19 protein-coding genes and 3 tRNA genes are annotated in these 24,304 nt (G+C 73.8%); 8 read left to right on the forward strand and 14 right to left on the reverse strand.

Going from position 1 to position 24,304, the window contains the following annotated elements; genetic code table 11:
• Positions 1 to 53: 53 nt before the first annotated feature.
• Positions 54 to 126 (reverse strand) — tRNA-Arg (locus tag ABZ693_RS22475).
• A 339-nt stretch (positions 127 to 465) separates the two neighbouring features.
• A tRNA-Ser gene (locus ABZ693_RS22480) sits at positions 466 to 556 on the reverse strand.
• A 279-nt stretch (positions 557 to 835) separates the two neighbouring features.
• On the opposite strand from ABZ693_RS22480, the gene ABZ693_RS22485 reads away from it, so the two are divergent.
• The gene (locus tag ABZ693_RS22485; RefSeq protein WP_359880037.1) at positions 836 to 1,351 is read left to right on the forward strand and encodes an SSI family serine proteinase inhibitor; all 516 of its coding nucleotides are present in this window, start codon (positions 836 to 838) and stop codon (positions 1,349 to 1,351) included.
• Between the two features lie 179 nt (positions 1,352 to 1,530).
• Entirely contained in the window at positions 1,531 to 5,325 is a 3,795-nt protein-coding gene (locus tag ABZ693_RS22490; RefSeq protein WP_359880039.1) for a PAS domain-containing protein, read from the forward strand.
• Between the two features lie 42 nt (positions 5,326 to 5,367).
• Here the strand turns inward: ABZ693_RS22490 and ABZ693_RS22495 are convergent, their stop codons facing one another.
• The 8 genes from ABZ693_RS22495 to ABZ693_RS22530 form a co-directional block, all read right to left on the reverse strand.
• On the reverse strand, positions 5,368 to 7,020 hold the full coding sequence (locus tag ABZ693_RS22495) for a long-chain fatty acid--CoA ligase (RefSeq protein ID WP_359880041.1): 1,653 nt from the start codon (positions 7,018 to 7,020) through the stop codon (positions 5,368 to 5,370).
• Positions 7,021 to 7,357: 337 nt separating this feature from the next.
• A complete protein-coding gene (locus ABZ693_RS22500) occupies positions 7,358 to 8,038 on the reverse strand; it encodes a SigE family RNA polymerase sigma factor (RefSeq protein WP_359880044.1) in 681 nt (226 codons plus the stop codon).
• Between the two features lie 302 nt (positions 8,039 to 8,340).
• On the reverse strand, positions 8,341 to 9,504 hold the full coding sequence (locus tag ABZ693_RS22505; RefSeq protein ID WP_359880175.1) for a lipid-transfer protein: 1,164 nt from the start codon (positions 9,502 to 9,504) through the stop codon (positions 8,341 to 8,343).
• Positions 9,505 to 9,509: 5 nt separating this feature from the next.
• Positions 9,510 to 9,965: a hotdog family protein gene (locus tag ABZ693_RS22510; protein WP_359880179.1), complete on the reverse strand. Its 456-nt coding sequence runs from the start codon at positions 9,963 to 9,965 to the stop codon at positions 9,510 to 9,512.
• A gap of 50 nt (positions 9,966 to 10,015) precedes the next feature.
• Positions 10,016 to 11,053, reverse strand: coding sequence for an acyl-CoA dehydrogenase family protein (locus ABZ693_RS22515; protein ID WP_359880047.1), 1,038 nt, complete (start codon positions 11,051 to 11,053; stop codon positions 10,016 to 10,018).
• Position 11,054: 1 nt separating this feature from the next.
• On the reverse strand, positions 11,055 to 12,011 hold the full coding sequence (locus tag ABZ693_RS22520; RefSeq protein ID WP_359880181.1) for a bifunctional MaoC family dehydratase N-terminal/OB-fold nucleic acid binding domain-containing protein: 957 nt from the start codon (positions 12,009 to 12,011) through the stop codon (positions 11,055 to 11,057).
• A gap of 53 nt (positions 12,012 to 12,064) precedes the next feature.
• On the reverse strand, positions 12,065 to 13,297 hold the full coding sequence (locus ABZ693_RS22525; RefSeq protein WP_359880049.1) for an acyl-CoA dehydrogenase family protein: 1,233 nt from the start codon (positions 13,295 to 13,297) through the stop codon (positions 12,065 to 12,067).
• A gap of 206 nt (positions 13,298 to 13,503) precedes the next feature.
• Positions 13,504 to 13,809 (reverse strand): hypothetical protein, encoded by a 306-nt coding sequence (locus tag ABZ693_RS22530; RefSeq protein ID WP_359880052.1) that lies wholly within the window; start codon positions 13,807 to 13,809, stop codon positions 13,504 to 13,506.
• A gap of 304 nt (positions 13,810 to 14,113) precedes the next feature.
• Here ABZ693_RS22530 and ABZ693_RS22535 point away from each other — a divergent pair, with 304 nt between their 5' ends.
• A complete protein-coding gene (locus ABZ693_RS22535; RefSeq protein WP_359880055.1) occupies positions 14,114 to 14,656 on the forward strand; it encodes a GNAT family N-acetyltransferase in 543 nt (180 codons plus the stop codon).
• A 164-nt stretch (positions 14,657 to 14,820) separates the two neighbouring features.
• Here the strand turns inward: ABZ693_RS22535 and ABZ693_RS22540 are convergent.
• Positions 14,821 to 14,908 (reverse strand) — tRNA-Ser (locus ABZ693_RS22540).
• Positions 14,909 to 15,150: 242 nt separating this feature from the next.
• Between ABZ693_RS22540 and ABZ693_RS22545 the strand changes: the two genes are divergently transcribed.
• Positions 15,151 to 15,528 (forward strand): hypothetical protein, encoded by a 378-nt coding sequence (locus ABZ693_RS22545; RefSeq protein ID WP_359880058.1) that lies wholly within the window; start codon positions 15,151 to 15,153, stop codon positions 15,526 to 15,528.
• A 135-nt stretch (positions 15,529 to 15,663) separates the two neighbouring features.
• On the opposite strand, the gene ABZ693_RS22550 is transcribed toward ABZ693_RS22545, so the two are convergent.
• Positions 15,664 to 17,259 (reverse strand): S1C family serine protease, encoded by a 1,596-nt coding sequence (locus ABZ693_RS22550; protein ID WP_359880060.1) that lies wholly within the window; start codon positions 17,257 to 17,259, stop codon positions 15,664 to 15,666.
• 147 nt (positions 17,260 to 17,406) lie between these two features.
• On the opposite strand from ABZ693_RS22550, the gene ABZ693_RS22555 reads away from it, so the two are divergent.
• The 3 genes from ABZ693_RS22555 (at position 17,407) to ABZ693_RS22565 (ending at position 20,114) form a co-directional block, all read left to right on the forward strand.
• A complete protein-coding gene (locus ABZ693_RS22555; RefSeq protein WP_359880062.1) occupies positions 17,407 to 18,228 on the forward strand; it encodes a glycerophosphodiester phosphodiesterase in 822 nt (273 codons plus the stop codon).
• 144 nt (positions 18,229 to 18,372) lie between these two features.
• Complete coding sequence (locus ABZ693_RS22560; RefSeq protein ID WP_359880064.1) at positions 18,373 to 18,981, forward strand: ATP-binding protein; 609 nt, start codon at positions 18,373 to 18,375, stop codon at positions 18,979 to 18,981.
• 155 nt (positions 18,982 to 19,136) lie between these two features.
• Entirely contained in the window at positions 19,137 to 20,114 is a 978-nt protein-coding gene (locus ABZ693_RS22565) for a DUF5926 family protein (RefSeq protein ID WP_359880066.1), read from the forward strand.
• 231 nt (positions 20,115 to 20,345) lie between these two features.
• Here ABZ693_RS22565 and ABZ693_RS22570 read toward each other — a convergent pair whose 3' ends face one another.
• Both ABZ693_RS22570 and ABZ693_RS22575 read right to left on the reverse strand, forming a co-directional pair.
• Positions 20,346 to 20,636: a hypothetical protein gene (locus tag ABZ693_RS22570; protein WP_359880068.1), complete on the reverse strand. Its 291-nt coding sequence runs from the start codon at positions 20,634 to 20,636 to the stop codon at positions 20,346 to 20,348.
• Between the two features lie 518 nt (positions 20,637 to 21,154).
• A complete protein-coding gene (locus ABZ693_RS22575; RefSeq protein ID WP_435842504.1) occupies positions 21,155 to 22,108 on the reverse strand; it encodes a bifunctional DNA primase/polymerase in 954 nt (317 codons plus the stop codon).
• Between the two features lie 440 nt (positions 22,109 to 22,548).
• Between ABZ693_RS22575 and ABZ693_RS22580 the strand changes: the two genes are divergently transcribed.
• Positions 22,549 to 24,165, forward strand: coding sequence for a SpoIIE family protein phosphatase (locus tag ABZ693_RS22580; protein WP_359880183.1), 1,617 nt, complete (start codon positions 22,549 to 22,551; stop codon positions 24,163 to 24,165).
• The last annotated feature ends 139 nt before the right edge of the window (positions 24,166 to 24,304 follow it).

Raw genomic sequence — 24,304 nt, forward strand, 5'->3', positions numbered from 1 at the left:
CCCGTTGATGTCAGAAGCCCCCCGGGATGATCCCGGGGGGCTTCTGACCTGTGTGCACTCGGCAGGATTCGAACCTGCAACCTTCTGATCCGTAGTCAGATGCTCTATCCGTTAAGCTACGAGTGCTTGTTTTCAGTTCTTGTCTCCGCTCCCCGGTCTTTCGACCCGCTCGCGGCGACAGGAAGAACATTACATGACTGCCGCCGCCATGTGAAATCCATTGGCAACACCCCACCTGACCTGCGGAAACGTGAATCGCGCGGGCCGCGCCCAGGCGGCGCGGAAGGGGAAGCGGAAGGGCCTCAGGGGGCGGAAACGGCCGGAAAGAGACCGGGGTCACAGAAGCGCAAGAGGGCGTGGCGGGTTTCGGCCGGGGCGAGGTCGCGGGGGCACAGAGGGCTGGGGCGGACAGGGCCGAAAACGGCTGAAGCCCCGGCCTTGGAGGCCGGGGCTTCAGTCTTCGGGCGGAGGCGGAGGGATTTGAACCCTCGATGGGCTTTAAGACCCAAACCGCATTAGCAGTGCGGCGCCATAGACCGGACTAGGCGACGCCTCCCCACACCCCGCGCGCAGGCGAGCGGTGTGTGCAGATGATGACACAGAAGAGCGGCGTGTCACCAATCGCTTATCACCGTACTAGGCCGCGGGCACCCAGAGCAAAGCCCCCGCGCCCCCCGCGTGCCCCGCTCGGCGCACCCCGGTTGCGCAACGGAGCGGGGCCGGGAGCGTTAGTCAGGGCAGAACGCCCCGATGCTCCGGGCGCCGCCGCGGACGACCCGCCCCGGCGTGGCCCGCGGGTTCCGGGGCACCCCAGCACGTCCCGACGGGAGTCCCCATGCTGCGTCGTCCCCGCACTCGTCGTCGTACGCGTACTTCTCGGAGTACCCCGCGTACCTCGCTCCGCGCCGCCACCGCGGCCGCCGTCCTCCTCGCCGCCGCGGCCCTCGCCCCCGCCGCCACCGCGACCGCCGCGGTGCTCGGACCGCTGCCGCCGCTGCCGCTGCTGTCGGCGCCCGCGCCCGACACGCTGACGGTGCGGGTCGAGCGCAGCGGCTCCCGGGAGGCCGACGGCGAGTTCCGGCTGGAGTGCGGCGCCGCGCCCGGCGGGACGCATCCGGCGGCGAAGAGCGCCTGCAAGCGCCTGGAGCAGCTCGCGCGGGCGGACGAGAACCCGTTCGCGCCGGTGCCGGACGGGCAGATGTGCACCCAGCTGTACGGCGGGCCGGCCACCGCGCGCGTCACCGGAACGTGGCAGGGCCGGCGCGTCGACGCCCGCTTCTCCCGCGCCAACGGATGCGAGACGGACCGCTGGGACAACCTCCGCCCCGTCCTCCCCCGTGTCCGCGGCTGAAGCCCCCTCATGTCCGTGCCCCGGCCAGGGCAGAGCCCCCGGCCGACGCCGCCTCCCTTAGAATCCCTCCGTGACACACCGCGGCCCCTTGGGCAAGATGGGGCCCGCCGGCCACTAGGCACCAGCGCAAGCGCAAGAGCTGCAGGGCACCTGCAGTGGGTTCAGGGAGGAAGCGTCTCGTGAGCAGCAGGCCATCCCGAGGCGCTGCTCGCCTCGCCGCCATACTCGACGCGCTCCCCGACGGTCTCGTGCTCGTCAACTGCAACGGCACGATCGTCAACGCCAACACGATCGCGCTCGGCATGTTCGAGACCCCCGGCACCGCGCTCGTCGGGCGCGGTCTGCTCGATCTGCTGCCGGAGTTCGACTCGCGGCTGATCCCGGGTTCGATGCGCCGTCCGGCGGCCACCGACGAGCGGGGCCGCACCCGTCCGGCCCGGATGATCGCCCGTCGCACCGACGGGAGCGAGTTCCCCGTCGAGGTGACCAGCGCGAACCTGGAGGACGGCCGCGAGGCATATGCCTCGCAGAGCAACAGCGGCAGTGGCAGTGGCGGCTACACCGGCGACGAACTCCTCATGCTCGTCGTACGGGATCTCACCGGCACCGTCGACACCGAGGCCGAACTGGCCCGTTCCCAGCGCCAGACCGAGATGATCCTGCGCGCCGCGTCCGAGGGCGTCGTCGGTACGGACACCGACGGCCGCGTCGTCCTCGTCAACCCCGCCTTCGCGCAGATCCTCGGCTACCGGGCCACCGAACTCGGCGGCGCCGAGCTGCACGACCTGATCCTTCCCAAGCGCGCCGACGGCGAGCCCTTCCCGTACGCCGAGTCGCCGCTCGCCGACACCCTCCGCTCCGGCCGCAAGCACCGGGTCCGCGGCCAGGTGCTGTGGGCGAAGAACGGCGACCGGGTGCCGGTCGACCTGACCACCGCGCCGGTACGGGACGGGGACCAGCTCGTCGGCGCCGTCATGACCTTCACCGACCGCCGGCCGCACGAGCAGCTGCTCGAGGAGCACGCCACCGAACTCGCCGACCGCGCCGAGCGGCACGCCACCGAGCTGGAGCAGCAGCGGGAGCGGTACGCGGAGCTCGCCGCCCGGCACGAGCAGCTGACCGCCGTCCTGGCCGACTCGCTGCGCGGGCCCCTGGACGAGCTGCGCGCCGAACTCGGCACCCTCGCCGCCGACGACGCCGGCCAGCTGTGGCCCGAGGCCAACCAGGTGCTGCACCATCTGGCCGCCGGCTACACCCGGATGACCACCCTCGTCGACAACGTCCTCGGCTACCAGCGCCTCGACGCGGGCGCGGAGGAGCTGGACAAGAGCGTGACGCTGCTCGGCGGCATCGTCACGGGCGGCATCGACGGGGCCGTGGAGCTGATCGGGCCGGGCCGGGCGCAGTTCGCCGTGCACGCGCCGCCGATCGAGGCCGAGGTCGACGCGGTACGGCTCACCACCGCGCTCGCGCATCTCGTCGCGGACGTGGCCGGGGTCGACGCGACCGGCAAGAGCAAGGACAAGGCGGCGCACGGCGACTCGACGATCGTGGTCGCGGCGGCGCAGCGCGGTGACGTCGTACGGATCGAGGTGCGCGGCCCGTACCGGGGCGGCGACCCGGTCCACCAGCCGGTGGTACGCGGGATCGTCGCGGCGCACGGCGGTGTGGTGCAGACGCACGAGGTGCCCGGGACGGCCGGCGGCGCGTACGTCGTGGAGGTGCCGCTCGGCGCCGGGCGCGGGACCGTCACGCCGGAGGCCGAGGACGAGGCCGAGTCCGAGACCGAGGCGGACACCGACGCCGACGCCGGCGCCACGGCCGAAGCCCCGTCCGAGGCCGCCCCCGAGCCCAAGGCCGCTCCCGAGCCCGAGGCCGGACACACGACGGAGAACAAGCCCGAGGCGGAGAAGCCCGCCGAGGCCATCGTGCTGCCCGCGCAGGCCGACGCCGCCGCGGGAAGCGGCCGGCGACGGGCCCGCCGGGCGTCCACGGACGCGTTCCTGGAGAGCCCGCTGGCCACCGAGGACGCCGCCGCCCCGGTGCCCCGGCCGACCGGCCGCCGCCGGGGCCGGCACGACGACACCCCGCCCGCCGGTACGCCCAGCGAGCTGATCCCCGCCCAGGCCGGGCCCGCGGGCGCCGGTCCCGGTACGGGCACGGGCACGGGCACGGGTACAGGTACGAACACGGGTGCCGTGACGAGCGGGGGCAACGGCGAGCAGGGCGGGACCGGCCGCCGCCGGGGCCGCCCCGCCGAGAGCGCGGTCGTACCCGCCGCCGAGGCCGTGCCGGCGCGGCCCGCGCTCGGCGCCGTACCGCCGCAGGGTGTTCCGGCCGGTGCCGCCGCGCCCGCTCTGACCCCGGCCCTGGCTCCCGTACCCGCGCAGGCCCCCGCGCCCTCCGCCCTGCCCGCGCTGCCCGCCCTGCCCGCCGTCGCGTCGCCCGAGGCCCCGCAGCAGGGACAGCAGGGACAGCAGGGGCAGCAGGGGCAGCAACCGACCGGGCGGCGCCGCCGGGCTCTCGCCGCCGCGCAGGAGCGGGCCGCGGCCGCCGAGGCGGGACCGCGGACCCCATTCGCGCTGGGGCCGGCCGACGCCGACCGCGGGGCGGAGCACGAGACCGGGCACGAAGCCGTACGGGCGCTGCCGGAGGACGCGCACACGCCGCCGCAGCCGCACCCGCTGCCCGCCCCGCTCAGCACCAACGTGGGCGCGGCGACCGCGACCGGCACCGGCTCCGTACCGCTGCCGCCCGAGGTCCCGGTGCCCCACGACGCGTCACAGGGCCGGGCCATCAGCGTGCGGACCCTCGGGCAGGGCGTCCCGGTCGCCGCGGCGACCGCACCCGCCGCCGCGGCTCCCGCCGCCTCCGGCCGTCGCCGCAAGCTCGGCAACCCGGCCGAGGAGAACCGTCCGGCCGCCGCCGCGCTCCCGCCGTCCCAGCCGCAGCCGACATCCCCGCCGCAAGCGCAGGCCCAGACGCAGGCCCAGCCCCTGCCGGTGCCCGCGCCGGCGGGCGCCCCGATGCCCCAGCCCGTACCGGCGGCCGTCGGTGCCACCGCCGCCGCCCCGGCGGCCGCGCCGATGCCCGTGTCGAAGCTGGGCACGCCCCCGTCCCCCGAAGGCCGCGCCTATGCCATAGAGGCGCCCGCCGAGGGCTCGGCGGAGGGTCCGGAGCCGCTGGACGGCCCGGGCGGTGCCGTGGAGGTGGCGAACCAGCCGCTGCCGCAGCCCGTCGACGACGAACTCCCCCCGGAGCCGCTGGACAACCCGCGCCGGCTGCTCGTCTGGCCCGCGCCGGACGTGGCCACCCAGCAGGCGCTGAGCGACCGCGGCTACCGTCCCGTGATCGTGCACTCCCGCGAGGAGGTCGACGCGCAGATCGCCGCCTTCCCGGCCGCGCTCTTCGTCGACCCGCTGACCGGGCCCATCACCCGCACCGCGCTCCAGTCGCTGCGGCAGGCCGCGGTCGCCGCCGAGGTGCCCGTGCTGCTCGCGGCCGGGCTCGGGCAGGCCACGCGGGAGGCGGCGTACGGCGCCGATCCGGCCGTCCTGCTGAAGGCGCTGGCGCCCCGGGACAGCGAGCAGCACCCGTCGCGGGTGCTGCTCATCGAGGAGAACGAGGACATCGCGCGGGCGCTGGCGGCGACGCTGGAGCGGCGCGGGATGCAGGTCGCACGGGCCGCGGCCGACACCGAGGCGGTCGCGCTGGCCCAGGACCTGCGGCCGAACCTGGTGGTGATGGACCTGATGCAGGTGCGCCGCCGCCGGGCCGGAATCATCGACTGGCTGCGCGCGAACGGGCAGTTGAACCGCACCCCGCTGGTCGTCTACACGTCGGCCGGGGTGGAGGAGTCGGAGCTCGCGAGGCTCGCCTCGGGCGAGACGGTCCTGTTCCTCGCCGAGCGGTCGACCAGTACCGAGGTGCAGGCCCGGATCGTCGACCTGCTCGCGAAGATCGGCACCAACTGACCCTGAGGGAGGGCCGGTCGGTGCCGATCGACGGGAGAACTCCTACAGCTGGGTGACGTCCAGGTCGCCGTCCGCGTACTGCTTGCGGATCACCTTCTTGTCGAACTTCCCGACGGTCGTCTTCGGGACGGTCGGCACGATGGCCCAGCGCTCGGGAAGCTGCCACTTCGCGATGCCGCCCTCGGCGAGGAGGAACGCCCGCAGCTCCGTGTAGTCCGCGCTCGCGCCCTCCTTGAGGACGACGGTGGCGAGCGGCCGCTCGCCCCACTTCTCGTCCGGGACGGCGACGACGGCGGCCTCGGCGACGGCCGGGTGGGCCATCAGGGCGTTCTCCAGGTCGATGCTGGAGATCCACTCGCCGCCGGACTTGATGACGTCCTTCACCCGGTCGGTGAGGGTGAGGAAGCCGTCGGGGCTGATGATGCCGACGTCGCCGGTCTTCAGCCAGCCGTCCGCGCTGAACTTGTCGTCCGGCCGGAAGGGTTCACCGTCGACGCCGCCGTAGTACGCGGCCGCGATCCAGTTGCCGCGCACCTCCAGCTCGCCCGCCGACTCGCCGTCCCAGGGCAGGATCTCGCCGCCGGGGCCGACAAGCCGGCCCTCGACGCTTGCCGGGAACCGGCCCTGCGTGACGCGGTACGGCCACTCCTCCTCGGCGGTGAGACCGGCCGGCGGGTGGGCCACGGTGCCGAGCGGGGAGGTCTCGGTCATGCCCCAGGCGTGGATGAGCCGGACGCCCAGCTTGTCGTACGCCTCCATGAGGGAGGGCGGACAGGCGGCGCCGCCGATGGTGACCCGGGCCATCGAGGTCAGGTCACGGGGGCGGGCCAGGACCTCGGCGAGCAGGCCCTGCCAGATGGTGGGGACGGCGGCGGCGTGGGTCGGCCGCACCTTCTCGATCATGTCGGCGAGCGGCGCCGGCTGGAGGAACCGGTCCGGCATCAGCATGTTGATGCCGGTCATGAAGGCGGCGTGCGGCAGCCCCCAGGAGAGCACGTGGAACTGGGGGACGACCACGAGCGAGGTGTCCTTGTCGTTCAGGCCCATCGACTCCGTCATGTTGACCTGCATGGAGTGCAGGTAGATGGAGCGGTGGGAGTAGACGACGCCCTTGGGATCGCCGGTGGTGCCGGAGGTGTAGCACATGGCGGCGGCGCCGCGCTCGTCGAGCTCGGGCCAGTCGTAGCGGGTGGGGCGGCCGGCGATGAGCTCCTCGTAGTCCCAGACGCGCGCCGTCGCGCCGTCGAGGAGGGAACGGTCGCCGGGGCCGGTGACGACGACGTGCTCAACCGTCGGCAGGTGCGGCAGGAGCGGCGCGAGGAGCGGCAGCAGCGAGCCGTTGACGAGGACGACCCGGTCGGCGGCGTGGTTGACGATCCAGGTCAGCTGCTCGGCGGGCAGCCGCAGGTTGAGGGTGTGGACGACCGATCCCATGGCGGGGATCGCGAAGTACGCCTCGACGTGCTCGGCGTTGTTCCACATCAGGGTCGCCAGAGCGCTTCCGGGCTCGGCCCCCAACTCGTCATGCAGCGCGTGGGCGAGCTGAGCGGCGCGGTCGCCGATCTCGGCGAAGGTACGGCGCTGCGGCTCCGGCTCGCCGGTCCAGGTGGTCACGGTCGACGTGGCATGAACCCGTCGGCCGTGCTCGAGGATCCTGCTGACGGTGAGCGGCACGTCCTGCATGGTGCTGTACACGGGGATTCCTCCCGAGAATGCTACGCGGCGGTAGTGAAGGTGGGGGTGTGCTGATTCTGCGACGTACCACGCGGTATGTCACTACCTGGGAGCATCCAATTCGCCAGTGATCACTGGCGTAACTGAGGGTAACGCTTGTCGGGATGACCTGCCCCTACGCCGAAAGTGGCGGAAGACGAGGTGACGGACTAGGCTTCCGGGCCCCGTTTCAGGGCTTCGGCTCAGGGCTTCGGCTCAGGGCTTCGGCTCAGGGCTTCGGCTCAGGGCTTCGGTTCGAGCTCTGGGCCGGGTTCCGGGTCAGGACCCGGCCCCGGATGCCGAGCGCCGGGCCGGCGGGTCACGCCGCCGGGGACAGCTCCGGGTCGTCGCGGAGCTTGCCGAGCGCCCGCGAGACCGCGCTCTTGACGGTGCCGACCGAGACGCCGAGCACCTCGGCGGTCTGCGCCTCGCTCAGATCCTCGTAGTACCTGAGGACGACCATCGCCCGCTGCCGCTCGGGGAGCTTCATCACCGCGCGCCACATCGCGTCGTGCAGCACCTGCCGCTCCGCCGGGTCCGGCTCGCGGGAGCCGGGGGGCTCCGGCAGCTCGTCGCACGCGTACTCGTCGACCCGGCGCTTGCGCCACTGCGAGGTACGGGTGTTGAGCAGCGCGCGCCGGACGTAGCCGTCCAGGGCGCGGTGGTCCTCGATGCGCTCCCAGGCCACGAAGGTCTTGGCCAGCGCCGTCTGGAGCAGGTCCTCGGCGTCCGACGGGTTCGCGGTCAGCGAGCGCGCGGTGCGCAGGAGGACGGGGCCCCGGGCGCGTACGTACGAGGAGAAGGACGGGTACGCGGCCGGGCGGGCCGGCCCCTGACGCGGGACGCGGGTGACGCCCGTGACGCCCGTGACGCCGCTGACAGCGGCGCCGGCGGCGGCGGGCAGGTCGGGCACGACGGACAGCGTGCCAGAGCGGCCGGCGCGGCGGCCGGCGAGCGACGAGGCACCGGCACAGACAGGGCCGGAGGGTGGCGGAGTCATGACTCCACGTTAAGAGCGGGGGGCTGTGGCGGGGATCGGTCCCAGGTCCCGACCCGTAGTCCCTCTCAGGTTGTAGGGGTGGGGACCGCCACACCTCCTGAGGGTGGAGCCGGTGGGGTGGCGGGTCAGGGTCGGACCCGGAGACGGGTCAGGGGCGTACGGAGCCGGTACGGGTCGGGGGCGGGTCCGGTACGGGGGCCGGCGGCCGGATCCCAGGGGGCCGCGCCGGGGCACCTCAGGGTCGTCTCCGGGCCGTCTCAGGGCCGGAGGCGGCCGCCTCGGGGGCCGTCGGACCCGTTCCCTCAGGTGTCCGTGCCCAGGATCAGCCCGGACGTCGGGACCCCGGTGCCCGCCGTGACGAGGGCGCGGTCCGCGTCCGGGACCTGGTTCACGGAGGTGCCGCGCAGCTGCCGGACGGCCTCCGCGATGCCGTTCATACCGTGGAGGTACGCCTCCCCCAGCTGACCCCCGTGGGTGTTCAGGGGCAGCGCGTCCGCCGCGACGAAGCCGGCGCCCTCGCCCGGCCCGCAGAAGCCGAACTCCTCCAGCTGCATCAGCACGTACGGGGTGAAGTGGTCGTAGAGGATCGCGACGTCGATGTCGCCGGGCGCCAGCCCCGAGGTCCGCCACAGCCGCCGGGCCACCACCCCCATCTCGGGCAGCCCGGTCAGCGCGTCCCGGTAGAAGCCGGTCATCGCCTCCTGGCCGCGCGCCGCGCCCTGGGCGGCGGACACGACCACGGCGGGCGGGCGGCGCAGGTCGCGGGCGCGTTCGGTGGAGGTGACGACGAGAGCCTGGCCGCCGTCGGTCTCCTGGCAGCAGTCGAGCAGCCGCAGCGGCTCGGCGATCCAGCGGGAGGCGGCGTGGTCCGCGAGGGTGATCGGCCGGCCGAAGAAGTACGCGGCGGGGTTGGTGGCCGCGTGGCGGCGGTCGGTGACCGCGACGTGGCCGAAGGCGTCCGGCGAGAGCCCGTACGTGTGGAGGTAGCGCTGGGCGGTCATGGCGACCCAGGAAGCCGGGGTGAGCAGACCGAACGGCAGCGGCCAGCCGAGCGCCGCGCCCTCCGCCGACGGCTCGCGGTGCTGCACGCCGGAGCCGAAGCGGCGGCCGGAGCGTTCGTTGAACGCCCGGTAGCAGACGACGACTTCGGCGACCCCGGCGGCGACGGCGAGGGCCGCCTGCTGGACGGTCGCGCACGCGGCGCCGCCGCCGTAGTGGACCCGGGAGAAGAAGGACAGTTCGCCGATGCCGGCCGCCTGGGCGACGGTGATCTCCGGGCTGGTGTCCATCGTGAAGGTGACCAGGCCGTCGACGTCGCCGGGGACGAGCCCGGCGTCGTCGAGCGCCGCGTGCACGGCCTCCACGGCCAGGGTCAGCTCGCTGCGGCCGGAGTCCTTGGAGAACTCGGTGGCGCCGATGCCGGCGATGGCGGCGCGCCCGCCGAGCCCGTCCGCGCGGGCGGTCAGCGGGCTCACCGGGACGCCTCCCGCGGAGCGCCGTCGGGTACGTCGGCCGGCCCGTCGCCGGGTGCGCCGGTGGGCCCGTCCCCGGGGACGTCCACCGTCACCGTCCCCGTCACGTGGTGGCCGAGCCCGTTGGCGCCGACCACCCGGACCCGTACCGTCGCGCCGTCGACCTCCGTCACCGTGCCGGTCAACGTCATCGTGTCCCCGGGGTAGTTGGGGGCGCCGAGCCGGATGGAGACGGCGCGCAGGACGGCGCGCGGACCGAACCGGTCGGTGATGTAGCGGCCGACGAGACCGTTGGTGGTGAGGATGTTCATGAAGATGTCCGGGGAGCCCTTCTCCCGGGCACGCTCGGCGTCGTGGTGCACGTCCTGGTAGTCACGGGCGGCGATCGCCCCGGCGACGATCAGGGTGCGGGTGACGGGGACGACGAGCGGGTCGAGGACGTCGCCGGGCCGCACCCGTACCCGTACGGCCGGGGCCTGGGACTGCGCCGGGGCGGGGCCTGTCGTCATGCGGGCGTTCCCTTCGCGAGGAGATCGCCGAGTTCGGCGAGGAGTTCGGTGCCGCAGCCGAGGTACACACCGAGCTGCCGCCCCCAGAGGAAGTGCCGGTGGACGGGGTGTTCGAGATCCGCGCCCAGCCCGCCGTGCAGATGCTGTCCGGCGTGCACCACCCGGGTGCCGGCCTCGGCGGCCCACCAGGCGGCCGTCAGCGCCTCCTCGGCGCACGGCAGGCCCTCGTCGTACCGCCAGGCCGCCTCGTAGGCCGTGACCCGGATGGCCTCGGTGTCCATGTGGGCGTCCGCGGCGCGGAGTTGGACGGCCTGGTGGGAGGAGAGCGGGCGCCCGAACTGCTCGCGCACCGAGGTGTACGCGACCGCCCGGGCCAGCGCACCGGCGCACACGCCCGCTTGCAGCCCCGCGAACGCGATCCGGGCGGCGCCCAGCACCCCCGCGTACGCCCCGGGCACGCCCACCCGCTCCCCGCGCGCCCCGTCGAGCACGAGCCGCCCGGCCGACCAGGGCGCGGTCAGCTCGACCGGCTCCACCCCGCAGTCCTCCGCGGCGACGAGCCACAGGGCCCGGGTCTCGTCGGGGACGAGGACGTGGCTGGCGTCCCGTAGCCAGGGCACCCACGGGACGGTGCCGCGGAGCCGGCCCCCCGGCTCCGTACGGACGTCTCCCGGGCCGTCGTACGCCGGGAAGGCGCCGGCCACCACCGTCGTCCCCGCCCGCAGCCCGGGCAGCAGCCGGGCCCGCTGCTCGCGCGTCCCGTGCCGGGCGACGGTCAGCAGCCCGTAGACGGCGCTCGCGGTGAACGGCACCTGCGCCGTCGTACGCCCCTGCTCCTCGGCGAGCAGGACGAGGCCGAGCAGCCCCGTCTCCTCGACGGCCTCGGGCAGGCCCGCCGCGCACAGGCTCTTCCACAGCTCGGGATCGCTGCCCGTACCGGCCGCGGCGAGCCGTTCGTGGGTGGCGAGGTCGCCGAAGATCCGCGCGGCGAGCCCGCGGGCCGCCGCCTGCTCCTCGGTGGGGTCGAAGTCCATGTCAGCCCTGCCCTCCGTCCGCGCCGCCGCTCTCCCCCGCCACCAGGGCGCGGAACAAGGGGAGTTCGAGGTCCTCGTCCACCCGCTGGAACTCCAGCCGGACGGGCATGCCGATGCGCACCTTGTCGTACGGGACGCCCACGATGTTGCTGATCACCCGTACGCCCTCGGCGAGTTCGACGAGCACGACCGCGTAGGGCGGGTCGAAGGCCGGGAACGGCGGGTGGTGCATGACGACATACGAGTAGACCGTGCCCTCGCCGCTCGCCTCCACGGTGTCCCAGCCGCGCGAGCCGCAGCCGTTGCAGCCGGGCAGCCAGGGGAAACGGAGCGTCGCGCAGGTGGTGCAGCGCTGGATGAGGAGGCGGTGCCCGGCCACCCCGTCCCAGAAGCCGGCGTTGTCGCGGTTGACGACGGGGCGGGGGCGGCGGGGTCTCGGCTTCTCCTCGGAGGGCGCGAGGCGGGGTGCGGCACGGGGCGTAGAGCGGGGCGCGGGGGCGTACTTGAGCACGCGGAAGCGGTGGGTTCCGGCGAGTACGCCCCCGGCGCGCACGTCCATGCGGGTGGTGACGAAGTGCCCCGTCCCCAGCTTGGTGGTCTTGCGCGGCGAGACGGACTCGATGACGGAGTCGCAGGTGACCGTGTCGCCGGGCCGCAGCGGCCGCAGGTACTCCTGCTCGCAGTCGGTGGCGACGATCGAGGTGTAGCCGGCCGCGTCGAGGAGGGCGGACAGTTCCTCGTACGCGCCGGACTGGTCCGGGTAACCGGACAGACCGCCCATCGTCCAGGCCTGGAGCATGGTCGGCGGCGCGACGGCGTCGGGCCCGCGGTAGGCGGGGTGGGTGTCGCCCATGGCCTCGCACCAGTGGCGGATCATCGGCTCGTTGACGGGGTCCTTGCCGGCGCGGGCGAGGGAGACGGTCTGCCCCTCGTACGCCGCGAGCCGTTCGTACGGCAGTTCCTGGACGCGCGCGGCGCTGTCACCGCCGGAGCTGTCCTCGGGTGTCGGGTTCACCGGCGCCCCCTCCTCTTCATGCCGAGCCGCATCGTCGCGACGATCTCGCGCTGCACCTCGCTCACGCCGCCGCCGAAGGTGTTGATCTGGGCGGCGCGGTTCATCCGCTCCAGCTCGCCGCCGTCGATCGCGCCGGGCGAGCCGGTGCGGACCAGCCCGGCCGGGCCCGCGATCTCCTGGCACAGCCGGTAGACCTCGACCGCCGACTCCGTCCCCGCGAACTTCACGCCGCTCGCGTCCCCGGGCGCGAGCCGGCCCGCGCCGACGTCGCCGACCAGCCGCCAGTTGAGCAGGCGGGTGGCGGCGAGCCGGGCGTGCGCCTCGGCGGCCCGGATCCGTATCCACGGCTCGTCGATCCGCCGACGCCGCCCGGGCGCGCCGGACGGCCGCCGGGCCTGGTCGAGCGCGGCCTGGTAGAAGTCCTCGGCCTGCATGCCGATGGCGGCGAGGGCGACGCGTTCGTGGTTGAGCTGGTTGGTGATGAGGCCCCAGCCGCCGTTCTCCCGGCCGACGAGGTGGCCGGCCGGGACGCGGACGGCGTCGTAGTAGGTGGCGGTGGTGGTCAGGCCGCCGACGGTCTCGATCGGGGTCCAGGAGAAGCCGGGCGCGGAGGTGGGCACGAGGAGGATCGAGATGCCGCGGTGGCGGTCCTCGGTGGTGCCGGTGCGGCAGGCGAGCCAGATCCAGTCGGCGTTCTGGGCGTTGGAGGTGAAGACCTTCTGCCCGTCTATGCGCCAGCCTCCCTCGCCGCCGCCTCCCTTGCCGTTGTCGCCCTTGCCGTTGTCGCCCTTGCCGTTGTCGCCGCCGCCGTCCCGGGTGGCCCGGGTCCGCAGGGCGGCCAGGTCGGTGCCGGCCTCGGGTTCGCTGTAGCCGATGGCGAAGACGAGCTCGCCGCTCAGGATGCGGGGGAGGAAGTACGCCTTCTGCTCGTCGGTGCCGTACCGCATCAGGGTCGGTCCGACCGTGTTGAGGGTGACCATGGAGACCGGCGCACCGGCCCGGTAGGCCTCGTCGAAGAACACGAACTGCTCGTCGGGGCCGCGCCCTTGGCCCCCGTACTCCCGCGGCCAGCCGATCCCCAGCATCCCGTCGTCGCCGATGCGGCGCAGCAGCGCGCGCTGCGCGGCGGAGTCGGTGGGCGGCGGCGGGCCGTCGGGCATCGCGTCGCGGAAGTACGCGCGGAGCTCGGCGCGCAGCCGCAGCTGGCGTTCGGTCGGGGCGAGGTGCACGGCGTGGCCCTCTCGTGTCTCGGCAGGACTGCCCACTCAGCTTTCTGACTGTCCGTCAGATAACGGAGGGCTGTCAAGGCCGGGCACACGGACACCGAGGCGGAAAACGAACTCCCCGCCCGGAAGCGAGCGGCCCGCGCGTCGGCACCGAAGTGCCGTCGCACGGGCCCGCGTTCACCTCACGCGCCGCCCCCTCGGACCGGTCGTCAGGAGGGATAGAAGAAGTTGACCACCCGGTCCGACTGGTCGATCGGCGTGAAGGCGGAGCCGTTCACGTTCGCCGTGCTGTTCTCGTTGGAGGCACCGCCACCGGTCGCCACCTGCTGGGTGGTGGTCGCGTTGCCGTTGTTGTCGCCGCCGACCCCGCTGCCGGCGACCGAGGCGGCACTGGCGTCCGATCCGTCGTTCGCGAACCCGCCGTCGTCGGCCTGGGCCACCCCGCCGAAGAGCGCGACGGCAAGGGGCAGAGCGGCCGCGGCGGCGAGGACGCGGGCGGTACGGATGCTGGCCATAGGTGATTCCTCCGGGAACTGGGCTGTCGATCCGGAACGGATCTGAAACGAATCAGAAAAGGCGGCTGGGGCTGTGAACAGTGCTTGCTTTCCAAGGCGGTTGGCCGGCCACCCCGGCCTTCCGGACCGTGGTGTTCGGCGTCGCGAGACCAGAGCTGCCCCCGCCCATCCCTGACCAATCGCACCAGAGCCCCCGATTCCCTCTCAGGTGTGAAGACATGTCGATAAACCTCCTCACTCGGCCTTCTCCCGGTGATCGCTTATTGGTTTGCCGCCCGCCGCTCCCGCCGGATAGGAAGCTCACATGCTTCGAGGCGGCAAGGTCGGGCTCCGAGCCCGGCACGAGGAAGACATCCCGGTCCTGCGGGCCGAGCTCTACGACGACGTGGTCAACTCCTCCCGGGCCGAGGGCGGACCGTGGCGGCCGATCTCGCCGGGCTCCAAGGACCCGAGGCTCGTGATGGACGAGCAGAACGAGCGGGTCGTGCCGTTCTCCGTGGTCGAGCTGGACGGCGGCACCCTGGTCGGCACCGCGGCGCTGTGGGGCATCGACCCGCACAACCGCTGCGCCCACATCGGCCTCGGCCTGCTGCCGTCCGCCCGCGGCAAGGGCTACGGCACCGACGTCGTCGCGGCGCTCTGCCACTACGGCTTCGTCGTCCGCAGCCTCCACCGGCTCCAGATCGAGACGCTGGCCGACAACACCGCCATGCTGCGCTCCGCCGAGAGCAACGGCTTCGTCCGCGAGGGCGTGCTGCGCTCCTCGGCCTGGGTGATGGGCGAGTTCCTCGACGAGGTCCTGCTCGGGCTGCTCGTGGAGGACTGGAAGCCGGCCGCGCGGAGCTGACCCGCGCCCACGAGCACGCGGCACAGCCGCTGTCGGGACATCGGCCAGGGCCTTCCGTACGAAGCGGGGGCCCTGGTCCGGGTGCGGCGCCCGTTCGGCCCGCGTCCGCCCGCCGCGCCCCACGGCACGACGAAGGGGTGCCCCGGACCGGGACACCCCTTCTCTGGCGGTGGGTGTGGGATTTGAACCCACGGTGACTCGCGCCACGACGGTTTTCAAGACCGTTCCCTTAGGCCGCTCGGGCAACCCACCGTGCTTCCCGCTCGCCTGGAGCGGAGCGGCTACAGCCTACCGGCTCCGGTGCCGGACGGGGCTCGTGGTCCGCACGGGGTTCGCCGTCCCGGGACCTGTCGCGGCGCCCGCCTTGCCGGAAGCCGGAAGCCGGCCCCTCCCGTCGTCTGCCGGACCCGGCAGACGAGACGTCAGGCGCGAGCGGCCATCCTTGCGGGCGTGGCAGCCCTTCGCGGGGTCCACGCGAGGAGAGCGAGGAACCGATGCCCGGAATCCGGACCGACCTGTGGGACACGGTCGGCGGGGTCTTCATGGTGATCCTCGGACTGGGGTGTGCGGGGTGGGGCGGGCGGGCCCTGCTCCGGCCGCACCGTCCGGAGCAGCCGATCACGGGACCCGCGTGGGCCGTTCGTTCCTGGGGGCTCGGTTACGTGCTGCTGGGCACGGCCCTGGCCGTCAGGATGGCGGGCCTGCTCGTCGGCGCGGAGCCGGCCTGGCCGATGGCCGTGATCCAGTGGGCCGCCACTCCCCTCCTGGTCTGCTCGGTGGCGGCGGCGCTCGTGTCCCGGCGGCGGACGCGGCATCGGGCCGGTCGCGCCGGTCGGCACAAGACAGGCGGCACGACCACCCGCGTCCTCTGACCGCGGGAGCACGGGTGCGGCTGACGGCTACAGGTACGAGTACGGCCCCGAGGCCGAAGCCCCGGGGCCGTACCCGTACTCCCGTACTCGCGTCCGCACTCACGTACCGACGTACTCCCGTACGTGCGTACGGACTCAGCTGTCGCCGGTGCGCGCGCCGAGGACCACCGTCGCGGTGGCGGTCTTCCCGTCCCGCTTGTAGGTGATCTCGACCTTGTCGCCGGGCTGGTGGGTCCAGATCTCGCCGATGAGGGTCCGGCCGTTGTCGATCGGGCGGCCGCCGAAGGAGACGATCGTGTCGCCGCCCTTCAGACCGGCCTTGGCGGCCGGGCCGTCGGCGCTGACGGCGGGGGTGCCGCCGGAGCCCTCCTCGGGGATGACGGCGCCGCTGCCGCCGTCGGGCTGGTCCTGCATGTTCACGGTGGCGCCGATGACCGGGTAGACCGGCTTGCCGGTCTTGATCAGCTGCTCGGCGACGTTGCGCGCCTGGTTGACCGGGATCGCGAAGCCGAGGCCGATCGAGCCCGCCTGGGACTGGCCGAAGCCGCCGCTGGTGGACTGGATGGCGGAGTTGATGCCGATCACGGCGCCGCTCGCGTCGAGCAGCGGGCCGCCGGAGTTGCCCGGGTTGATCGAGGCGTCGGTCTGCAGCGCGCTCATGTACGAGTTCTTGCCGCCGGAGCCGTCGCCGGAGGCGACCGGACGGTTCTTGGCGCTGATGATGCCCGTGGTGACCGTGTTCGACAGGCCGAAGGGCGCGCCGATCGCGATGGTCGAGTCGCCGACGGCGACCTTCTCGGAGTCGCCCAGCGGGATCGGGGCGAGGTTGTCGGGGGCGTTCTTCAGCTTCAGCACGGCCACGTCGTAGCCCTGCGCGCGGCCCACGACCTCCGCGTCGTACGTCTTGCCGTTGGAGAAGGTCGCGGAGAGCGTGCCGCCGTCCGCCGCCGACGCCACCACGTGGTTGTTGGTGACGATGTGGCCTTCCTTGTCGTAGACGAAGCCGGTGCCGGTGCCGCCCTCGCCGTCCCGGCCGCCGGACTTCGCCGTGATGGTGACGACGCTCGGCAGGGCCTTGGCGGCGACCGCGGCGACCGTGCCCGGGTCGCGCTTGAAGGAGGACGGGGAGTCGCCGGCGGCGACCGGGGTCGAGCCGGTGGAACCGCCGTCGCGCTGGGTCGCGGCCCAGTAGCCGACGCCGCCGCCGATACCGCCGGCCACCAGGGCGGCCACGAGGACCGCGGCGACCAGACCGCCGCCGCGCTTGCGCCGCGGGGTCTCGGGGACGGGCTGCTGGGGCGCGCCCCAGGCCGGGGTCGTGGGCGGCGCGGGCGGCCAGCCCTCGCCGGGCCCCGCGGCCGGAGCCTGAGCCGGGGCCTGGGCGGCGTAGTGCGGAGCCTGGGCGGGCGCGGGGGCCTGCGCCGGAGGCTCGGGTACGGGTACGGGGGCGGGCGCCGGGGCCTGCTCGGGCGCGGCGGCCGCGGGGGCCGCGGGGGCCGTCGGAAGCTCCTGCGTGGCCGGGGCGGCCTCGACCGGCGGCGCCACGGGGGCCGTCGGGAGCTCCTGCGTGGCCGGGGCCGTGTGGTCCGGGGCCGGGGCCGGGGCCTCCGGAGCGGCCGCTGCCGGAGGAGTCGCGGGGGACGCGGGAGGGGGAGGCGTGGGGGACGCCGCGGGGGTGGACGGGGTCGGCCGGCTCTCCGGAACCCGCGTCCCCTCGTTCTCGGTGCTCACAGCTCTCTCCTCGTTGCACTGCGCGGACGTCGTCAGGGGTGCTGCGGTCAGCTTTTCCCACAACACGTCAGGCCACTGTAAGCCGGAGCTGTGCATCCGCACCCGATTGTTTACTGCGGACATAACGGGCACCCGTACCATGTCGCGGTGACCCACGCATCGCGGCACCCGAGCCGCCTTCCCGTCCAGGTGGTCGCCCACCGCGGAGCCTCCGAGGACGCCCCCGAGCACACCCTGGCCGCGTACGTGAAGGCCATCGAGGACGGCGCGGACGCCCTGGAGTGCGATGTCCGGCTCACCGCCGACGGCCATCTGGTCTGTGTCCACGACCGGCGCGTCAACCGCACCTCCAACGGCCGCGGCGCCGTCTCCGCCCTCGAACTCGCCGACCTCGCCACGCTCGACTTCGGCACCTGGAAGGGACGCGACGAGGCGGGCGAGAGCCCGGACTGGGGCGATCCCGGCGCCACCTCCGTCCTCACCCTCGAACGGCTCCTCGAACTCGTCGCCGACACCGACCGCCGTATCGAGCTCGCCATCGAGACCAAGCACCCCACCCGCTGGGCCGGCCAGGTCGAGGACAAGCTGCTCCAGCTGCTCGACCGCTTCGGCCTCGCCGCGCCGGCCGCGCCCGAGGAGTCGGCCGTCCGCGTCATGAGCTTCTCGGCCCGCTCGCTGCACCGCGTCGCGGAGGCCGCGCCGACGCTGCCGACCGTCTCGCTCACCCAGTTCGTCACCCCGCGGCTGCGCGACGGACGGCTGCCGGCCGGCGCGCGGATCGCCGGCCCGTCGATCCGGATCGTGCGTCACCACCCGGCCGTGATCCTGCGCTTGCGGCAGGCGGGCCACCAGATCCACGTGTGGACGGTGGACGAACCGGAGGACGTCGAGCTGTGCGTACGGCTCGGGGTCGACGGGATCATCACCAACCGCCCGAAGCAGGTGCTGACGCAGCTCGGCCGCCTGTAGAGGCGGCCGCCCCGGCCCGAATTTCGCGTTTTCTTCGGACCGGTCCCGGACCGGCTCCAAGCCCCTCTTCACCCCCTTTGCCCCAGCAGCCACACGGGTACGGGGTGTGCCCCGGCGCGTTCGGGACGTACGCGATCGTCACGAGTGCGCCACCCTGGCATTACTGGCCGGTTTCCGGCCCAGGCCATCGGGGCATCCACACCGTGGCGTGGGGCAAAGGAGGTCTCGGGGGTGGCGTTGATGGTGGCACAGGCAGTGCCCACGTCGTCGAGCATGGCCGTTCCTCATGGTCCTGCGGGCGTGAGCCAGGCACGGCATCGGATGCGGGAGCAGCTGAATCGCAGCGGAATGGCCGAATCGGTCGTCGACGACGCGGTGCTGATCCTTTCGGAGCTGTTGAGCAACGCGTATCGCCATGGCAGGCCGCTGGGCCGGGCGGACGTCGGCGAGGGTGACGTCCGCGCCGCGTGGAGCATCGACCGCGCGGGCGGTCTCCTGGTCGAGGTGACGGACGGCGGCGGTCCGACCCGCCCGGTCCCCGCCACGCCCTCGGTCACCGCGCACGGCGGCCGCGGGCTGAACATCATCGGAGCGCTCGCGCAGGACTGGGGCGTACGGGACAGCGCGACGGGCGAGGTCACGGTCTGGGTCCGGGTCACCGAGGGCCATCGCCGCGAGGACTTCGCGGCGCGGGTCGGCGGCGGCTCCGGTCTCGGTTTCGGGTTCCTCGACGCGTACGACGATCTGGAATGACTCCGGCCTGACCGGGCTTTCGGGCGGTGGTTCGCTACGGACCGCCGCCTCGGCCGTCTCCCTGTCCGTACGGCGGGGAAAGGGGCGTCGGAGGACACCGGGCGACTAGGCTCGCGGCCGAACACTGGATCGCCGCGATCGGGAGAAAGCCCACCATGGCCAAGAAGCGCCCCCAGACGAAGCCCGGCAAGGCCGGTCAGGCCCAGCTCGCCGACGGGGAGATCCCGGTCGTCGGCGCGCGCGAGCCGTGTCCGTGCGGTTCGGGCCGCCGCTACAAGGCGTGTCACGGACGGGCCGCCGCGCACGCCGTGGCCGAGCTCGTGCAGCGCCCGTTCGAGGGCCTGCCCGGCGAGTGCGACTGGGTCGCGCTGCGCGAGCTGGTGCCCGCCGCGACCGTACCGCTCACCCTCAAGGGCGGGCTGCCCGAGGGCGTCCCGTCGGTGACCCTGGCGACGGTGCTGCCGATGGCGTGGCCCGCGCTGCGCCGCGACGACGGCTCCGTGCTGCTCGCGCTGCAGAACGACTCGTCCACCGGCGACCTCGGCCGCGACCTCGCCGACACCCTGGAGCGCGCCCTGGTGGCCGAGCCGGGGACGCCGGTCACCGCGCGCCGCGTGGCCGCGGAGGGTCCGCGGCTGTCGGATCTGCTCGACCCGAACAGCGATTTTGCGCCTGAAGTGCACACCGGATTCGAATTCTGGATTCCGGAGTCCTCGGACAATTCCAGCCCCGAGGTCACCGCCTCCCTGGAGCGCGCGAACGCCGCCGCCATCCCCACCGTGAAGCTGGCCTCGGTCGACGCCGCGTACTGGTGCGAGACCCCGGACAAGAACCATCTGCGCTGGGTCATGCCGTACCCGGAGGAGAAGCTGCTCGACGCGCTGGCCCGGCTCCAGGCCGCCGGCACCTCCTCGCTCGGCGCGGACACCCGGCTCGTCGGCTCCTTCCGGGCCCACGGTCTGACCGTTCCGGTCTGGGATCTGCCGACCTCGATGACGGCGGAGGACTGCGAGAAGCCGGCGGCCGAGTTCGCCGAGCGGCTCACCGCGGCGCTCGCCGCTGACGCCCCGCTCACCGTCGAGGAGCGCCGGGCGCGTGGCGGTCTCACCAACCGTCAGGTGACGCTCAGCTGATACCCCAGGCGGTATCCGTGACTGACAGACCGGCCAGTCGGTGACGTCCGCCACACGTTCTCGCCGGATGGGCTAAATCCCTGTCCGAATAACCGAGATCGAATTTGCGAACGGCCAATCTCTTGTTACCGTTCTGGAAGCCCGGTCGCTGGTGCATCCCCCGTCGCCAGCGATCGGGCCTTTCCATGCCCTGAGCCGCGCGCCCGTGCTGCGCGCGAAGCCGTACAGGGCTCAACTACCCTCCGTCTCCACGCTGTTGCTCCCCGAACGCAGCAGCAGTGGGGTGCTGTCGCCCTCCCCCGATCCGGCGAATTCCGCGACTGCCGAAAACCCCGTACCCGCGCTCTCTTCCGGCGGTTCCATTGGCGTCTGGCACGTTCCCGGTTCGTCGCGCGCCTCGATCGCGCAGCGCACCTGAACGGTCCGGCCGGCGGGCGCGAGAAAGGTGAGGACGGCGTCCAGTTCCCGTCCCGTGGCGTTGCGGTAGTACGTCCGCGCGCGGATGCCGGCGGCCTCGCTCACCACGCACGTCTGTGCCTCGACACCGTCGGGGGAGGAGAGTTCGGGCCCGCAGCGCGTGACCGTGGAGGACGGACTCGCGGGGGGCGCACTCGCGAGGGACGCACGCGCGGGGGACGGGCGCGCGGGGGACGGGCGCGCGGGGGACGGGCGCGCGACCGTGGGACTCCCGAGCGACGGGAGTACGGGAGCGGGGGACACGGGAGCCGGATGTACTGGCTCGGGTGCGGACGGCACGCCCTCCGCGACGGCCGCCGGGGCGGGCTCCGCCGCCGGGCCGGCCGTCGCCATGACCGGCACCAGGACGGCGACCGGGACCACGAGTCCGAGCGCCAGCGCGCGCAGCGCCGTCGGAGTCACGCGCCTGTGCCTCATACGACGGCCCATCTGTTCACCGGGATGCTCTCCCGGTGAACATATCGGCGCCCGCCCGGCTCCCGGCCGGGCGCGCACACGCCGTCCCGGGATACCGGGACGTCCTCACCCGTTCGGGTGAGGGGACGGCAGAGAGGGTACGAGGGTCAGTACGCCAGCCGGCTGCCGCCGCCCGGCATGCTCGAACTCGCCTCGACGAGCGCGTCCAGGACCGCCTCCACGTCCGGCAGCCAGGGCCGCCCGGATCCCTCCGGCGCCGAAGACCCGCCCTCGTCCCGGCCGTCCCGAGCCGGGTCGGCGTCGTCGGCCGGATCCGGGAGCGGCTCCCGCTCCCAGCGGACCTGTCCGGTCCCGGTGACCGAGGGCGGCAGCGGCAGATAGCCGCCGTCGCCGTGGAAGCGCAGCGAACTGGGCACACCGTCCTTCGCGTAGAGGAGTTCGCCGAGCCGTTCGAGGCGGTACGGGGCGACGAGGATCGCCCAGCGGGTGGGCGTCGCCACCACCGGGCCGAGCCGCAGGCCCCGTGCGTCGAGCGCGGCGAGGGCACGGACGCCCGCGACGGCCGGCAGGCTCACCGCGCACGGGGCGCGGCCGCCGGTGGCGAGCAGCACCGGGGCGTCCGGGCGGCTGTCCCACCACCAGCCGATCATGCGGGCGTCGGTGGTGGCCGCGAGCAGCTCCGGGTCGTGCGGGTGCGCGCCGGGCACCACGCACTCGGGGTCGGGGCAGGCGCAGGACACGACGCCGCCGGGGCCCGCCGCCCGTCCCGGATCCGCCCCGGGGTCCGCATCCAAACGGGCGCCCTTCACGCGAACACGCGTACGCAGAAAGCCCGTCGTCCGTACCTCTCCTGTCCGCAGTCCCACACTCGGCAGCACCGGCCAGCCCCAGGCCGCGCACCGGAGCGCCTCGGCACGGCGCGCCGCGCCGTCGCCCTCCTGGCCACCGTCTCCTCGCGCGCCGTCCGCGCCGCGGCTCACGCCGCTCGCGCTTCCCGCGCCGCGCGCGCCGCTCGTCCTGCCCTCGCCGCTCCCGGTACCCGTTTCGCGCTGGTCACGCCGGAACCGGAGCCTGCGTCGCCTTCCGAGGATCTCGCGCATGAGCGCTCGTTCCTTTCGTTGAACGCCGAATCCACATCACAACACCACGTACACGTGCACAGCCGAGTGCACGGATCTTCGCTGTTCGTACGAGCTGCGCCCGGTCTCACGAGCATCACGAGCTCCGAGCCCATGCGCGCTTCCGGCGGTCGGGCGGTCGTTCCAGGCGGTCGGTCCTGCCGGAACACGTTCCCCGCCACTCGGGGTAAGGGTGCGGCCTGCGGTGATGAGGACGCTCGGGTTCCGCGTCCGTGTCCAGGGGCGTCTCCAACTGCCCCTGCCCGTCACCGATTACGTACCCGTCACGCTTGAAATGACGCGCTTTCAAACGACGCCAGTCGACCGCAAATGGTGCACACCGGGGGCAATTTTCGGCCAACTTCCCCTGAGTTTCAACCCTCTCGTCACGCCTCACGGACACCAGAAGTCCCCACGTGACGATGCTGGACATGCCTCTACATGTGCGTGTAGATGTGGGTCTGTGGATAGCTGAGCAGAATGACTTGGGGGTTTGCGATGCTATTGCAGCAAATGAGCTGGTCGGAAAGACCAGTGCCATGAGTACGCCTCGCGCGCCGAAAGTGGCCGGAATCGATTCCGCCGTTCCCGCTCCCCCGCACACTGCGGAGCCCGTCGGCGCGCCACTCCCCCCACCGCTCCCCGGCGGGCCGCCGTCCGCCGCCGGAACCCTCTCCGGTGACGGTCCGCTCCAGGACCGGCTGGCCGGCTGGGTCTCGGATCTCACCCTGCTCCACGACCTCACCGAGGCCCTGATCCGCACGGCCTCCCTCGACGACGCGCTGCGCGAACTGCTGCGCGCCGGCGCCTCCCTCGTCGGCGCCCGCCGCGGCATGGCCGTCCTCGAACCCGCCGACGGTCTCGGCCCGGCCAGCACCATCGGCCTCGGTCTGGCCCACGCGGACCTCGGCACCATCGAGACCGTGCCGCGCGACGTCACCTCGTACGGCCGCATCCTCGACGGGCTCGACCCGCTGCCCGAAGGCGCCCTGCCCCGCCCGATCGCCGTCCCCGACCTGCGCTCCGCACGGGATCTCGACCCGCGGCACCGCGAGGTCGCCGCCCGCCTCGGCTACGCCGCCAGCTACGCGCTGCCGCTCGCCACCCAGGACACCGGCACGCTCGGCGCCGCCGTCTGGCTGTACGACGAACCCGCCGAGCCCGCCGAACGCCAGCGCCATCTCGTCGGTCTGTACGGCGGACTCGCCACCGCGCACCTCGGCCGTCTCCTCGAAGTCGAGCGCGCCCGCGCCCACTCCACCGCCCTCGCCGAGGAACTCCTGCCCCACCGGCTCCCCCTGGTGCCCGGCGTCCAGCTCGCCGTCCGGCACCGCGGCGGCGGCGCGCGGAACGGCGGAGCACACGGCGGCGGAACACACGGCGGTGGAGCGCCCGGCGGCGGCGACTGGTTCGACGCGCTGCCGCTGCCCGAGGGCGGGCTCGGGCTCGCCGTCGGCTCCGTCAGCGGCGGCGGACCGGGCGCGCTGGCCGCGAAGGGACGGCTGCGCGCCTCCCTGCGCGCGTACGCCGTGATGGAGGGCGAGGATCCGGTCGCCGTCCTGTCCGACCTGGAACTGCTGCTGCGGCTCACCGAGCCGGCCCGCTCGGCCACCGCGCTCTTCGCCTACTGCGAGCCGCGGGCCCGCCGGATCCTCCTCGCCGGCGCCGGCCACGCGCCGCCGCTGCTCGTCGGCGCCCACCGCACCGAGTTCGTGGAGACCTCGCTGTCCGCCCCGCTCGGCATGCTCGCCTGCTGGGAGGCGCCGAGCGTGGAGCTGTCGCCCGCGCCCGGAGAAACGGTGCTGCTCTACACCGACGGGCTGCTGCGCCGTACCGGCGACGACACCGACCGGGCCTTCGCGCGGCTGCACGCGGCGGCCGCGAGCGTGCCGAAGGCGGACCGGGCCGACCCGGGCGCGGTCGCCGACCACGTCCTGCGGACCGTCCTGCCCGAGGGCCGGCGCCCGGGCGCGGAGGGCGTGGCCGGTGGGGCCGGCGAGGGCGACGATGTCGTGCTGCTCGCCGCCCGCTTCGAGTGACGCACGGCGCGAACCATGCGGCATAGAGCCGCATCAACGGCATAGAGCGCACGGGTTGGCATATGCCGGACGTCAACAGGTTGTGCGCACCCCGCGAGCGCTGCGTGACCACCGCGTGAGAACCGTCACCGCCGACAAA

The organism is Streptomyces laurentii, assembly GCF_040635425.1.
In the GTDB taxonomy this organism is placed as follows: Bacteria; Actinomycetota; Actinomycetes; order Streptomycetales; family Streptomycetaceae; genus Streptomyces; species Streptomyces laurentii.

Excerpts from the sequence above, each read along its gene's own strand:
- ABZ693_RS22535 (WP_359880055.1), top strand. The coding sequence starts at position 14,114 with ATGCTTCGAGGCGGCAAGGTCGGGCTCCGAGCCCGGCACGAGGAAGAC.
- ABZ693_RS22485 (WP_359880037.1), top strand. The coding sequence starts at position 836 with ATGCTGCGTCGTCCCCGCACTCGTCGTCGTACGCGTACTTCTCGGAGT.
- ABZ693_RS22530 (WP_359880052.1), bottom strand. The coding sequence starts at position 13,809 with ATGGCCAGCATCCGTACCGCCCGCGTCCTCGCCGCCGCGGCCGCTCTG.
- ABZ693_RS22565 (WP_359880066.1), top strand. The coding sequence starts at position 19,137 with ATGGCCAAGAAGCGCCCCCAGACGAAGCCCGGCAAGGCCGGTCAGGCC.
- ABZ693_RS22545 (WP_359880058.1), top strand. The coding sequence starts at position 15,151 with ATGCCCGGAATCCGGACCGACCTGTGGGACACGGTCGGCGGGGTCTTC.
- ABZ693_RS22580 (WP_359880183.1), top strand. The coding sequence starts at position 22,549 with ATGCTGGACATGCCTCTACATGTGCGTGTAGATGTGGGTCTGTGGATA.
- ABZ693_RS22500 (WP_359880044.1), bottom strand. The coding sequence starts at position 8,038 with ATGACTCCGCCACCCTCCGGCCCTGTCTGTGCCGGTGCCTCGTCGCTC.
- ABZ693_RS22575 (WP_435842504.1), bottom strand. The coding sequence starts at position 22,108 with ATGCGCGAGATCCTCGGAAGGCGACGCAGGCTCCGGTTCCGGCGTGAC.
- ABZ693_RS22515 (WP_359880047.1), bottom strand. The coding sequence starts at position 11,053 with ATGGACTTCGACCCCACCGAGGAGCAGGCGGCGGCCCGCGGGCTCGCC.